Origin of the sequence: Methylacidimicrobium cyclopophantes (assembly GCF_902143385.2) — a bacterium.
GTDB lineage: Bacteria > Verrucomicrobiota > Verrucomicrobiia > Methylacidiphilales > Methylacidiphilaceae > Methylacidimicrobium > Methylacidimicrobium cyclopophantes.
The window spans coordinates 1-12,916 of the sequence record NZ_CABFUZ020000150.1 but is presented as its reverse complement, the minus strand read 5'-3'; the positions used below and the strand labels follow the sequence as shown (position 1 = coordinate 12,916).

Here is a 12,916-nt window from a genome sequence, read left to right as displayed (position 1 = left end):
GTGTCGGCGGATCCGCCCGCCAAGTGTACGCTCAGCACTTAGGATGCCGACGGCAGGCGACCCGCTTCCTCCTCGGGATGCTCCCACCGAATCCCGCCGTCAAGCGCCGGCCCGGAAGCCCGGAAGTATGCCACGAGGCATCGTTCGTTCGTGCTATCGAACTGACGCCGTGGCTCCGCAAGGAGGGCATGCTCTGCCAAGCAATCCTCGAACGAGGCCTTTGACGTGAGACGCCTCGCATTCGCAAACCCAGGAGGAAGGCTCGCTCCGAGAGCCATGAAGAGCGTTTCCAACGACGATTCGTCGCCGTCTCTGTCCCCGGAAGAAGGGCATTCTCTGCTTACGAACTCCGCACTCTATCGCGAATATCTGGAGGAGCGGGAAGAAATCCTAAAGCACAAATGGCTGGAGAGCGAGAAGCAAGGCCGCGACATCGGCTTCGAGAAGGCATTGCTCGATTGGATCCTCCACCATCGTGCGGCTTGGCGGGAGCATCGGCGCCACGAATAGCTCCGCGGCTCCTTAGTGGCTTTCTTCCAAGAGCGTTTCCAACGCCGGCTCTCGCAGCCGATGTGCGATCTGCGCGGCGTTTTCTCCCGCACCGTTCCTTAGCATATGCGCATCGGCGCCGTGTTCGAGGAGGATCCTGGCGATCCGTGCATCTCCCTGCTCCACGGCGAGCATGAGAGGGGTCCTCTCATCGCGGTCCTGGACGTTCGGGTTGGCCCCTTCCGTAAGGAGAAAGGTCACTACGGTCGGGTAACGCAACGCGACGCATCGATGAAGCAGGGTCTGCCCAGTCTCCGAAGCCGCGTTGATCCGAAGGCCATGTTTGAAGAAGCTCTGGAGCATCGCAAGGATCGACGCCTCGTCCGCCGCGGAGGGCAGGGCGGCGACCAGAGCCGCCGCTTGGGGCGACGGGTCGGCTTGATACCGATCGACCAGGAGTGCCGCTAACCGGGGATCGCGGCGGGTCGCTTCCACGAGGGCTGATTCGACACCCCCGTAGTCGATGGGATAGCGTGGTTCGGAAGCGAGGATCATCTCCAGGCGCGCTTGGGAGTGGGCATCGATCGCCTCCCGGAGAGCAGAGAGAGTTTTCCTGCGGCGTCCGCCCTCCCGCTCCACCCTTTCTTCTCCCTTCGCCACCGCGTCGGCGAAACCGCTCGCCTCTCCTTCCCCCCGCCCCCAACGAATTCGAATCTGCCTCCGAGTGATCTCCTGAGGGAAGACTGCAGCGGTCATCTCCGCCAGGCCGATTGTACCCGCCGCCGTGACCTCGCTTCCGGAAAAGCGGCCCTGATCGTTCGGAAGGGATCCCGGTCGAATGAGGAAAAACGAGAGCTTCTGTCTGCGGAAGTAGGGAGCCCGCGAGCCGACCATCTCATTGTAGTAGGAGAGGTAGGCGTCCTGCAAAAGCCGGTCGAGCCTCTCCCGGGGTCCAAGCCCCTCGGATATGGACGGGAGAACCAGAAGGCAGGAGATGTCGGTCTCCCCCTCCTCCTGGCCTTTTGCCAAGGCGGGATCCTGGTAGCCGACGATGTCGGGAGAGTGGTGGAGGAAAACCCAGCGCCCGCCTTCCGGAAAAGTTCGCTCCTCCCCGAGATCTCGGGCTCCGGAGACGAGGCCGCCCCCCGGGAACCAAATCCCCAGGATGATTCCCGCAACCCAGCGAAGAGTCGTCGACCGCTCCGCCTTGCTTTTCATTCCTTCCACCGCGCCTTTCACCAGGATCCGCAAACGAACATCAAGACTCCCGCAAGCGCAATCACAAGCGAGATTACCCAAGCGCTCTTCCGCTTGACCAACGCCGCCACCGATCCCACGGCGGTCGCCAACTGCAAGAGAACGCTCGCCGTCCGAAGAAGATGGTGGCGATGCAACGCCCGCTCGCTTTCCGCCATCCGAGCCGCCACCTCTCGTTCCCAACCCTCCGCCTGCTGCTTTCCCAAAGCCTTCTCTTTCTCGTAGCGCGCGCTCTCCCGCTCGAAGAACGGATCCGGCTTCAGGCGATTCGCCATCCGATAGAGGCTCTCCCGAATCGATTTCCCTTGGAAGTATCCCCAGGCATCGGTCGCCTTGTCCTGGAGCAGCACCGCCTCATTGCGCAACACGATCATCCTGGTTACCTCCTCTTCGGCTGCGGTCCCCGCGATCGTTCCGAAAACCGCCATTAGGATGATCGAAAAGGAGAGAGAGAGCAGCCACTTCTCCGCCCTCTCCGCCTCGCGCAGCGCGTCGGCGACGACTTCCCGCGTCTTTTCCCTTAAGGTTTCGTCTTCCATGCAAAACGTCAAGCCTCCGTCCGGACGAGGGCCGAGGAAGCGCAAACGGCCTCCCCATCCTAACGAACAGACGCGGAAAAGGCCATTCGCTGGCGCCCTTCACCGCCAAAAAAGAAGAAGACGAAATAGAGTTTTTGTTGGATAAACTATTCCGTTAGCTTATAGTCTGCGCACAGTTGAATAGAAATAATCGTAAGCTGCATAAGAAGTAAAAGCGAGAAGTATTATGTTAATTAATTTGATTGCGACTTTGGCGACTGGGGTAGCCGCTTCTTGCGGTCTCCTGGTGCTCTTTTTGCTTTTCGGAGGATGGATCCTGGCTCTCGGGCTGGCGGCCGCCTTTAGCTGGTTGCAAGGAGATCGTCCGGAATCCCCGATGCTGCCCGAGTAAACGAACTCGACCTATTGGGCCAGCAGTAGGCTGAAGTCGTTGACGTTCGTGCCGGTCCAACCCGTTTGCAGCAGGCCGCCGACGGCCTGAAAGAAAGCCAGAGAATCATTCCGCGCCAAGCATCCATCGGGATCGAGCCCTAAGGATTCGGCGATGCTCCAGGTGGTCCCATCGACCAGGGCACCGGCGACCCCGCTTGTGCCGTCGACACCATCGCTCGCCAAGGAAGCAAGCAGCACTCGGTCGAGCCCCGTGATCCGCGAGGCGGCAGAAAGGCCGAGTTCGAGATTTCGTCCCCCTTTCCCCTCCCCAACGATACGCACGGTCGTCTCTCCCGCCGCCACGAGTGCGCAGGGGAGCGGCAGCGGCCGTCCGTAAACGGCTTCTTCTCGAAGAATATTCCCCAACACGAGCCCCACCTGCGACGCCTCGCCTTGGAGCGAACTCGTCAAGCAGGCGGCCGCGAAGCCCCTCGCCCGGGCCGATCGGAGGATCGCATCGAGGGCATCTTGCGCGCTAGCCACGCAGACGTTCTGCACTCGCTCGAATTGCGGGGAGCCAGCTTTCAGAGTCTCGGGGAGTTTTCCCGCCAGGCCATCGGCCAATCGAGCCCGCACAGCGGTCGGGACACGACCGAGGAGTCCGCGCCGCTCCAGGACGCGCCAGGCGTCGGAAAAACGAGACGGGTCGGGCATCGTTGGACCGGAAGCGATCAGATCGAGCCGGTCTCCTACGACGTCGGAGAGGATCAAGCAGAGCCAGCGGACCGACGGGGCCAGTAGCGGCATTCCTCCCCCCTTGAGGAGGTCGAGATGCTTGCGAACCGCATTGATCTCCTCGATTGGGGCTCCGCTTGCAAGGAGAAGCCGGGTGGTCTCCCGAAGATTGGCAAGGCCGATCCCGGGCGCCGGGAGGCTCCAAAGGGCGGAAGCTCCCCCCGAGAGGGCGACGAGGACGAGATCTTCGCTTCTCGCATCGCGAAGCAAGCGGACCACCTCCTTCCCGCATCGTTCGCTCGCCTCATCCGGGAGCGGATGCCCCGCCATCCGCACCGGAAGGGAAAGCCGGGGCGGAGCGGCTCCCGCCGGCAGCGTCACCAGCCCTCCGGCCAATTTCCCGGCCAAGATTTCCTCGAGAGCCGCAGCCATTCCGCCGGCCGCCTTCCCCGCCGCGAGTAGAAGCACTCTCCCGCCTTCGAGCGGGTATTCCCTTCCCCCGGCGTAAAGCCTCTCTCCTTCCCTTCGCACCGTTCGGCGAACCGCTTCCCCCGGCTCGACCGCCTGGAGTCCCGCCTCGAGAATCGATAGGGCGGCATCGGCGAGACCGTCCCGTCCGACTCTCCCAGGACCGTCTTGTAGGAGGATCCGCCTCATCCCCGTCTCCGCCGAAGCCCTTCGCTCATTGTGTGCCGATCTTCACGAGGAGTCCCTTTCGCCTCGCCTCGGAAAAGAGAAAGGAGAACAAGAGGCCGGCGAGCGCCAAGTAGACGAAGTTGAGCAGCGTCGCCAAGAGAAGGTGGCTCCACGCAGAGCCCCCGCGAAGGGCCAGCCGCATCCCCTCGAAGACATGCGTCGCGGGAATCGCCCAAGCCAGCGGATGCAACCAAGAGGGGAGAGCGCTCACCGGATAGAAGACTGCGGCAAAGGGCTGAATCGCCAACGGCACGGCCCAGGCGAGCGCTTCCGCGGCCTGCCCCCACCGCAGAAGGAGTGCGGTCGTCGCGATCCCGAGGGCCCATCCCATCAAGAGCAGATTGACGAAAAGCGGCAGAAGCGACGGCCCCACGGCCAGTAAGTTGAAGCGGTAGAGGAAGAAGGCGAGCAGGGCCAAGTAGAGCCCGACCACCACGGTCTTCAGGATTCCGACGACGCAGGTCGCGCCCACAAACTCGCTGACGCGGACCGGGGCGGAAAAGAGATTGAGGAGATTGCGGGACCAGACGTCCTCCAGGAAGGAGATCGTAATCCCCTGCTGGGATCGGTAGATGACGTCCCAAAAGATCACCGCCCCGACGAGAAAGGTGACTCCCGAGGGAAGCTCCCGTTCGCGCTGCTCGAGATAGAGCGTGAGAAAGCCCCAAACGAGCAGATCCACCGCCGGCCAGAAAAATATCTCGAGAATCCGGAGAACGCTCCTCCGATAGACATAAGTATAGCGAAGGACCAGAGCCCAAATCCGCCCCCTACTCATGCTCCTCGGAGATCGCCCCGGGAAGATCCTGCTTCCTTTCCCGAGCCAATTGGATAAAGAGCTTCTCCAGGTCTTCGCAACGGAAGCTGCGAACGACTTCCTCAGGGCTCCCCTCTACCAACAAACGTCCCTTCCGAAGGAAGAGAACGCGGTCGCACACCTCTTCCACGTCCCGCATGTTGTGCGAGGTGTAGATCATCGCGATCCCGCGCTCGGCCCGGAGCCGCCGGAGGAGCTGGCGCACCTTGTCCGCGATGTCGGGATCGAGGCCCGCGGTCGGCTCGTCCAGCAGCAAAATCTCGGGCTCGTTGAGGAGTGCCTTACAGAGGCTGAGGCGGGCCGCTTCTCCGGCGGAAAGCTGTCCCGTAACCTGGTCGATCCGAGGACCGATCTCCAACTCCGACAACAGCCGCTCGATCTTCTCCCGTGGACGGGCCACCCCGTAGAGACGGGCAAAGGTCATCAGGTTCTGGCGGACGGTCAGATTCGAGGGAAGAAGCGCGTAAGCGGAGGCGAAGTTGAGGCGCTCGAGAACCTCTACCCGTTTTTCGGGCATCGGAAGGCCGAAAATCGTAATTTTTCCCGATGTGGGGGTCGTCAGTCCGAGGAGAAGATGGATGACGGTCGTCTTTCCCGCCCCGTTCGGGCCCAAGAGCCCGAGCGCCTCACCCCGCCGCAAGGAAAAGGAGAGTCCGTTCACGACCGGACGATCGCGCAGGAACTCTTTCCGCAACTCTTCGACCGATATGACAAACTCGCCCATCCCGTGCTCTTCTCCCATCCTCGCAGAAACGAGGGGAAAAGGAAACGAACGCCATTTCTGTCGCCTCCGCTTCCCCGAGACGCTAAAAGGGTGACATGTCCCTTACCCACTATTTGGCTCGCCCACTTCCTTCCGAGCTCGACGGATTGGAGGATCTCGCCGCCGACTTGCTGTGGCTCTCGAACACGGGGGCCGACAAGATTTGGCAGATGGTCGATCCGGAGCTCTGGGATGCCACCACAAACCCATGGTTTCTCCTCGAACGCATCTCCGAGACCCGCTTGGAGCAGCTCCGCGGAAATCCGGTCTTCCTGGAGGAGTTGCGGAATCAAATCGAAAAGCGAAAGACCTACCTGGAATGCCCGACCTGGTTCGACAGGACCCACAGCCTCCACGGCCTCCAGGGCGTAGCCTACTTCAGCATGGAGTTCGGCCTCGACGAATCTCTGCCTATCTACTCGGGCGGCTTGGGGATCCTCGCCGGGGACTGCCTCAAGGCGGCAAGCGACCTCGGCGTTCCGATGGTCGGAGTGGGGCTCCTCTACCAACAAGGATACTTTCGCCAGGGAATCGCGTGGGATGGCCGCCAGGTGGAATATTTCCCCTACAATGATCCCACCCTCCTCCCGGTCGTTCCGGTCCGCGATTGCTCCGGGGAATGGCTTCGCGTCTCGGTCTACCTGCCGGGACGCCCTCTCGTCCTCCGCGTCTGGCAGGCGACCGTAGGCCGAGTACCTCTCTATCTGCTCGACAGCAACGACCCGGTCAATACCCCGGCTGACCGGACGATCACGGGAGCCCTCTACGGAGGAGACTTGGAAATGCGCCTGCTCCAAGAGATCGCTCTCGGCATCGGCGGGTGGCGCGCGCTCGAAGGGTTGGGAATCCATTGCCAAGTCTGCCACCTCAACGAAGGGCACCCCGCCTTTGCGGTCCTAGAGCGGGCCCGCAGCTTCGCCAAGCAGACCGGCCAATCGTTTGCGGTCGCCCTCCGGGCGACTCGGGCGGGCAATCTCTTCACCACCCATACCCCGGTGCCGGCGGGCTTTGATCGCTTCCCGGCCGATCTCATCCGCCGCTATTTCGCCGACTTCGCCCCGGAATTGGGCATTTCGATCGAAGAGCTCCTCCGCCTCGGTCGAGGAGAGGGAGGGCGGGACGAGCCGCTCAACATGGCCTACCTCGCCATTCGGGGATCCGCCGCCGTCAACGGGGTGAGCCGCCTCCACGGGGAGGTCAGCCGCAGGCTCTTCCAGCCTCTCTTTCCGCGCTGGCCGGAAAAGGAAGTACCCGTCGGTCATGTGACCAACGGGATTCACGTCCCCACTTGGCATTCGGCCGAAACGGATGCTCTCTGGACGAAAGTCTGCGGACCCAACCGCTGGCGGCAACCCACCGAGGTTCTCGCGGACGATTTTCGGAAAACCGGCGATCTCGATCTCTGGGAATTCCGGATGAAAAGCCGGATGAAGCTCATCCTGGCGATCCGTAAGCGCAGGAAGTGCCGCTGCTCCATTCTCGGAAAGGTCGCGGACGAGATGGCTACCTGCTCCTGCGTCTTCGACCCGAACACCCTTACCCTTGGCTTCGCCCGCCGATTCGCCACCTACAAGCGACCCGACCTCCTCCTTCACGATCCGAATCGCCTCCTCCGGATCCTTTCGAATCCGAGCGCGCCGATGCAACTGGTCATCGCCGGCAAGGCCCACCCTGCGGATAGCTTCGGCAAGGAACTCATCCGCCGTTGGAACGCCTTTGCCGAACGGCCCGAAGTCAACGGGCGCATCGTCTTTCTCGAAGACTACGACATGCGGATGGCCAAGGAGCTCGTCTCCGGCGTCGATCTCTGGATTAACAACCCGAGGCGGCCTTGGGAGGCGAGCGGGACAAGCGGCATGAAGCTCTTGGGAAACGGCGGCTTGAACCTCTCAGAACTCGACGGTTGGTGGGCGGAAGCCTACTGCCCGGAGGTCGGCTGGGCGCTCGGAGACGGCCGGGAGCATGGAGAGGATCCGGCGTGGGATGCGGCCGAGGCCGAGCAGCTCTACCGGCTTTTGGAGCAGGAAGTGGCTCCCGCCTTCTACAACCGCGACTCGCGGGGGATTCCTACCGGATGGATCGCCAAGCTTCGCGAGAGCATTGCGCAGCTTACCGGCTACTTTTCCACGAATCGAATGGTCCGCCAGTATACCGAGGAATATTACCATCCGCTCAATGCCGCCTTCCAAAAACGATCGGCCAAGAACGGCGCTCGCGCCCGCGAGCTCGAAGAGCAGCTTCGGCAGATCGCGCTCCATTGGAGGGAGGTCCGTTTCGGACCTCTTTCGGTCGACACCGCGGAAGGCGAGATGCGGTTTTGCGTGCCGGTCTATTTGGACGAGATCTCCCCCCAATGGGTCCGGGTGGATCTCTACGCGGAGCCAAGGGATGGAGAAGGAGACAAGCCCTTCGTGTTGTCGATGGAGAGGGCCGAGCCGCTGGCGGGCGCCTTTAACGCCTTTCTCTACCGCGCCGTCGTACCGAGCGGCAGACCGGCCGGCGACTACACGCCGCGCGTCCGGCCCTTTCATCCCGAAATCTTCGCTCCGATCGAAGCCAACCAGATCCTCTGGTATGCTTAGCTTTTAGGAGCAGCGGCCGAAGAGCCCGCCGGAGCCGAGCGCTCTCCCGCCGGGGCTTCCCGCCCCTGGCGCAGGGTGGAGAGCTTCGTCATCGCCTTGACGGCGAGGAAGACGCTCCAGGCGATGATCAGAAATTGGATGACCGAGTTGCAAAACTGCCCGTAGCGGATCGCCACCCCGGGGTCACCACTTTCCCCCCCGCGACTACGGCGGGCTTGAGCACCCAAAGGAGATCCTTGAAGTCGACCCCGCCGATCACGATTCCGAGCGGCGGCATGACCAGGTCGTTCACCATCGAATCGACGATCTTGTTGAACGCCGTTCCGACCACGACCCCGACCGCCATATCGATCGCATTCCCTTTGAGCGCGAACTGCGTGAACTCCTCCAGTAGCTTTGCGGCCATCTTTCCCCCTTGTATTCGGTGATCTCTCGGAAAGGCTCCTACTTGAGTCGCAACAAGAGGATTTCAAGAGGATTTGGACGGAAGGAAGGGCGCGGTTTCCCAGTGGAGCCGCACGACGGCGGTGGGGAAGGCGCAAAAGCGGAAGCACCGAGGCGAGCGGCGTCCTTTTGCCAGCCGGGGGAGGTTTATGGGGCATGCCGGCGAACTCTCTAGTAAACTACTTCTCTTTCCTTGACAAGCCATTTTCTTCCGTTCCTCTCTTGGATCTCGGCGACGAATTCCTTCCCCGAAAAGGAGTTCCTCCAATCGATCGCTTTTCTCTGCTTTTGCGCTCCAAGGGTCTGACGTATCGTCGACTCCGTGTCGGAAGAAGCCTTGTCCCGCTCATCGAGCGGTTTCCGCTTCGAAATTCTTCGGGAGGATTCGGGGAGGGTTCTGCTGCGCCTTGTCGGCCCACTCGATGCCAAAAGCGTCTCCCGCTCTTGGAAAGCGATCCGGCGCGGCTTGCGCCGCCTGTCGTTTCGAAGCCTCCGGATCGAGGCGGCCGGAGTCGACCGCTGGGATAGCGCCGGGGTCGCCTTTCTGCAACTTCTCCGCCGGCAAGCCGAGGAGCGGTTCCAGGCGGAAGTCGCGATCGAAGGGCTCCCTCCCGAATGGGTGCGCACCTTCGAACCTCCGACGTCGACCGCGGGCGAAGCGGCCGGATCGGCGGAAGAGGCCGAGGGGCTGATCGGGACGATCGGGCATACGGCGATCGAGGAGGTGACCCTTGCGGGTGACGCCGTGGCCTTTCTCGGCGGCTTGACCCGGGGGCTCGCCGCCGCGTTTCAGCCGCGCATCTTTCGGCCTCGGGAGTTTTTCCGCATCTTCGAGTCGGCAGGGGTGGATGCCCTTCCAATCGTTTCTCTGATCAGCTTTCTGATCGGTCTGGTGATCGCCTTCGAATCGGCCCGCCCGCTCGCCGCTTTCGGCGCTCAGATCTTCATCGCGAATATGATCGGCCTGCTCATGATCCGGGAAATGGGTCCGATCATGACGGCCATCCTCTTGGCGGGCCGCTCCGGCTCGGCTTTTGCTGCAGAGCTGGGGACCATGAAGGTCAACGAGGAGCTCGATGCGCTCCGGACGATGGGAGTCGACCCTATCCGCTTCCTCGTCATTCAACGAGTAATCGCGGGGATGATCGCCACCCCCCTCTTGACGATCTATTCGATCTTCGTCGGCATCCTGGGGGGAGTTCTCGTGATGATCGGCTTGGGCTATCCGCTGGAAGCGGTCTACCACCAGATGGATTCCGCCGTTCGCATCCACGACATTCTCATCGGGGTCGCCAAAGCGGCCGTCTTCGGGCTGCTCATCTCCGCGAGCGGCTGCTTCCTCGGCCTGCGTACCCGGCAAGGCCCGGCTGCGGTGGGAGCATCGGCGACCGGAGCCGTCGTGACCGGTATTCTCTTGATCATCATCGCCGACGCCGTCTTTTCGCTCCTGCTCTACCTGCTGAACCTATGACGGCTTCGTCCGATCCCATCATCGAGATTCGCAACCTGCGCGCCGGATATGGGGAGACGGTCATTCTCGAAGAGATCTCCTTTTCGGTAAAACGGGGAGAAATCTTTGCCATCCTGGGAGGCTCCGGTTCAGGCAAGAGCACCTTGCTCAAGCATATCATCGGGCTTTATCCCCCCCGGGCCGGAGAGGTACTCATCGAAGGAAAGAATCTGTGGGCGCTCGAAGGGCGGGAACGAACCGAGCTTCTGCAACGCTTCGGGGTGATGTACCAGAACGGCGCTCTCTTCGGATCGATGACCGTCCGCGAAAATGTCCGGGTTCCGTTGGACGTCTTCACCTACCTGCCCCTCGCCGTAAGGGATGCGGTCGCGGAATCCAAGCTCGCCCAAGTCGGCCTCTTGGCCGCCGCGGAGAAGATGCCCTCGGAGCTCAGCGGTGGAATGCGCAAGCGGGCCGCGATCGCCCGGGCTATGGCCCTCGATCCCGCGATCGTCTTCTTGGACGAGCCTTCCGCCGGCCTCGATCCGGTTAGCTCCGCCGACTTGGACAATCTGATCAAAAGACTTGCCAACGACTTCACCATCACCTTTGTAATGGTCACCCATGAGTTGGAGAGCATTTTCGCCATCGCCGATCGCGTCATCCTTCTCGACCCTCAAACCAAGAGAATCCTTGCGGAAGGGGATCCTCGAGTCTTGCGCGATACTTCAACCATTCCCCTAGTCCAGCACTTCTTCCGCCGAGAGGGCCAATCCTCGGGAAAGAGAGAGCTCCGTGAGCCGTAAGACCAAGGACATCAAAATCGGCCTCTTCGTGCTGGCGGCTGCGGGCCTTCTCGTTGCGGGCCTGCTCGCCTTCGGGCTTCGGGATCTCTTCCAGAAACATTACTATTTCGAAACATACGTTCCCGGCGATGTAGCCGGCCTCTCCGTCGGCTCGACTGTCCTCGTTCACGGGGTGCCCGTCGGCAAGGTAACGCGCGTCTCCTTCACGTGGACGGAATACCCCCAATATCGTTCCCATGCCGTCCTTGTGGTTGCGGAGATCAATCCGGGCACCTTTCCGGGATCGAACTGGGAGGAGCAAAAGAGGTACCTGCAAACACAGATCCACAACGGCTTACGAGCACGCATTCAAGGTCAAGGAATCACCGGAACGAGCATGCTTGCCCTCGAGCACGTCGACCCCAAGCGTTTTCCTCCCCTGTCGGTCCCCTGGCAACCGAGGAACTTCTACATCCCCTCGGCCCCCGGTCAGTTCAAAGACATCGTGCAACAGGTAGAGATCGTGCTCGAAAAACTGGCGGCCATCGACTTCCCGGGTCTCGGTGCGAGTGCCAATAGCCTTCTGGGGGAGCTCCGCCATACGAACAACCAGATCAAAATTCTCCTCGATGAGACGACCACGACTTTGGCTTCCGGAAATCTCCCCGCGCTCTTCGAGACAACCGACCGGACGCTCGCCCAGCTCCGCGAAACGTCGGCCAACCTCAACGAGCTGATCGGGGACCTCCGGCGCTATCCCGCAGGCTTCCTCTTCGGCCAAGCCCCCGCTCGGCCTGAGAGCCTCCAAGGACAACCCCATCGATGAATGGCGCCATCGGCACCCTCTCCTGGGTTTTCCTCCTCTTTTTCTGCCTGCCTCTGCTCGGTTGCATCAGCCGACCCAACCGCCTCCCGTCGGAATCCTTCGGGTTCGTTCCTTCCGTCGTTGCGCCTTCGAAGACGGACGCTCCCAAGCCTACGCTCGTCCTTCGCTCCGTGCGCGTCGTCCCCGCCTACGCCGGACAGGATTTCGTCTACCGAGCGGCAGACTACCGCTTCGAACGCGATCCCTATGCGCACTTTCTTACATCCCCCGAACTCTTGATCCGCTCGGCGGTCAGCGACTCGCTCCAAAATTCCGGTCTCTTTCAAATGGTCGTCGCCGGCGGAAGCGCTGTCTTGACCCATTCCTTCGCCGAAATTTCCGTCCGCGAGCTCTACGGAGACTTCCGTCCCCGCTCCTCGCCGGCTGCGGTGATCTCCCTCCGCTTCTTGGTCATTCAAGCCCCCGGGGGAAATCCCCTTTGGGAAGGGACGATTTCCCGGCGGATCCCTCTGCGGGAGCGGAGCGCCTCCGCCCTCATGGAAGGGTGGAGCACCGGCCTGCGCCAAATTCTCGTCGAAGCCGGTCCGCTTCTCGCCAAGTATGCCCGGGAGGCGGATCTCGCCGCCCAAAAAGCGGCGGAAAATGCGAACCAAACGCCCGCCCCTACGCTTCCGAAACCGAAGAGCTAGGCTTCCACATCGGGGCAACGTACCTTGGGCAGCGTCGACCAGGCCCAGAGGAGAAGCGCCACCAACCAGAAAAGAGAGGCTTCCGAAAGAAGAAGACCCCTCCGCGCCGGCACCAGACCTCCCGCGACCCGAAGAAGGATCGCGCCGAGAATCCACCACTTTGCTTGGGAAAGCGGCCCGTAGCGGTCTGTGAGCAGCTCTCCACGCCCGCTGAAGCCCAGGATGACGCGGGAAGCGACCGTAAGGATGAGAAGACCCGCTCCGCCCAGGAAGAAGAGATGGAGCCAGGCGACCCGCAGCGGCAAGGAAAAGGCAGCCAGCAGAAGCCCGAGGACCGAAAAAGAAAGAGCCAACCGGGCGCAACCGGCGACCGTCCCCTTCGCAAAGAGTTCCCGAGAGGCCGGGATCGAAAAGAGAAGATAGCCGATGACCGCCCCGGTCCGAAGGAGTCCGCCCGCCAGCGCTCCCCCCG

The 12,916-nt window shown here is 62.0% G+C and carries 14 protein-coding genes and 1 pseudogene; 8 read left to right on the top strand and 7 right to left on the bottom strand.

Features of this window, described 5'->3' with window-relative positions; all coding sequences use genetic code 11:
- Positions 1 to 224, top strand: a 224-nt coding sequence (locus tag FN369_RS11325) for a hypothetical protein (RefSeq protein ID WP_218580020.1), incomplete at its 5' end; no start/stop codon positions are given.
- Between the two features lie 52 nt (positions 225 to 276).
- A complete protein-coding gene (locus FN369_RS07045) occupies positions 277 to 510 on the top strand; it encodes a DUF4032 domain-containing protein (protein ID WP_142525475.1) in 234 nt (77 codons plus the stop codon).
- A 12-nt stretch (positions 511 to 522) separates the two neighbouring features.
- Here FN369_RS07045 and FN369_RS07040 read toward each other — a convergent pair whose 3' ends face one another.
- The gene (locus FN369_RS07040) at positions 523 to 1,707 is read right to left on the bottom strand and encodes an ankyrin repeat domain-containing protein (protein ID WP_142525474.1); all 1,185 of its coding nucleotides are present in this window, start codon (positions 1,705 to 1,707) and stop codon (positions 523 to 525) included.
- 17 nt (positions 1,708 to 1,724) lie between these two features.
- Positions 1,725 to 2,285, bottom strand: a complete 561-nt coding sequence (locus FN369_RS07035) for a DUF4337 family protein (RefSeq protein ID WP_142525473.1) — start codon at positions 2,283 to 2,285, stop codon at positions 1,725 to 1,727.
- 226 nt (positions 2,286 to 2,511) lie between these two features.
- Between FN369_RS07035 and FN369_RS11170 the strand changes: the two genes are divergently transcribed.
- Positions 2,512 to 2,676: a hypothetical protein gene (locus tag FN369_RS11170; RefSeq protein ID WP_178087737.1), complete on the top strand. Its 165-nt coding sequence runs from the start codon at positions 2,512 to 2,514 to the stop codon at positions 2,674 to 2,676.
- Positions 2,677 to 2,687: 11 nt separating this feature from the next.
- On the opposite strand, the gene FN369_RS07030 is transcribed toward FN369_RS11170, so the two are convergent.
- The 3 genes from FN369_RS07030 to FN369_RS07020 are packed head-to-tail and all read right to left on the bottom strand — an operon-like array spanning position 2,688 to position 5,629.
- Positions 2,688 to 4,049: a glycerate kinase type-2 family protein gene (locus FN369_RS07030; protein WP_142525472.1), complete on the bottom strand. Its 1,362-nt coding sequence runs from the start codon at positions 4,047 to 4,049 to the stop codon at positions 2,688 to 2,690.
- A 25-nt stretch (positions 4,050 to 4,074) separates the two neighbouring features.
- A complete protein-coding gene (locus FN369_RS07025; protein WP_142525471.1) occupies positions 4,075 to 4,866 on the bottom strand; it encodes an ABC transporter permease in 792 nt (263 codons plus the stop codon).
- Positions 4,859 to 5,629, bottom strand: coding sequence for an ABC transporter ATP-binding protein (locus FN369_RS07020; protein WP_142525470.1), 771 nt, complete (start codon positions 5,627 to 5,629; stop codon positions 4,859 to 4,861). Before FN369_RS07020 ends, FN369_RS07025 begins: the two co-directional genes overlap by 8 nt.
- 95 nt (positions 5,630 to 5,724) lie before the next feature.
- Between FN369_RS07020 and glgP the strand changes: the two genes are divergently transcribed.
- Entirely contained in the window at positions 5,725 to 8,250 is a 2,526-nt protein-coding gene (gene glgP / locus FN369_RS07015; RefSeq protein WP_142525469.1) for an alpha-glucan family phosphorylase, read from the top strand.
- On the opposite strand, the pseudogene mscL reads toward glgP, so the two are convergent.
- A pseudogene (gene mscL / locus FN369_RS11570) lies at positions 8,247 to 8,656 on the bottom strand (large-conductance mechanosensitive channel protein MscL). The gene glgP and the pseudogene mscL overlap by 4 nt on opposite strands.
- A gap of 375 nt (positions 8,657 to 9,031) precedes the next feature.
- Between mscL and FN369_RS07005 the strand changes: the two are divergent.
- The 4 genes from FN369_RS07005 to FN369_RS06990 are packed head-to-tail and all read left to right on the top strand — an operon-like array spanning position 9,032 to position 12,444.
- On the top strand, positions 9,032 to 10,165 hold the full coding sequence (locus tag FN369_RS07005; protein WP_142525467.1) for an ABC transporter permease: 1,134 nt from the start codon (positions 9,032 to 9,034) through the stop codon (positions 10,163 to 10,165).
- Positions 10,162 to 10,950: an ABC transporter ATP-binding protein gene (locus FN369_RS07000; protein WP_142525466.1), complete on the top strand. Its 789-nt coding sequence runs from the start codon at positions 10,162 to 10,164 to the stop codon at positions 10,948 to 10,950. Before FN369_RS07005 ends, FN369_RS07000 begins: the two co-directional genes overlap by 4 nt.
- Positions 10,940 to 11,755, top strand: a complete 816-nt coding sequence (locus FN369_RS06995; RefSeq protein WP_142525465.1) for an MlaD family protein — start codon at positions 10,940 to 10,942, stop codon at positions 11,753 to 11,755. Before FN369_RS07000 ends, FN369_RS06995 begins: the two co-directional genes overlap by 11 nt.
- Positions 11,752 to 12,444: an ABC-type transport auxiliary lipoprotein family protein gene (locus tag FN369_RS06990; RefSeq protein ID WP_142525464.1), complete on the top strand. Its 693-nt coding sequence runs from the start codon at positions 11,752 to 11,754 to the stop codon at positions 12,442 to 12,444. The genes FN369_RS06995 and FN369_RS06990 overlap by 4 nt, the downstream gene beginning before the upstream one ends.
- Here the strand turns inward: FN369_RS06990 and FN369_RS06985 are convergent.
- Positions 12,441 to 12,916 (bottom strand): NnrS family protein (locus tag FN369_RS06985; protein ID WP_142525463.1); only part of this gene is annotated, 476 nt, incomplete at its 5' end. The two genes, FN369_RS06990 and FN369_RS06985, sit on opposite strands and share 4 nt — an antisense overlap.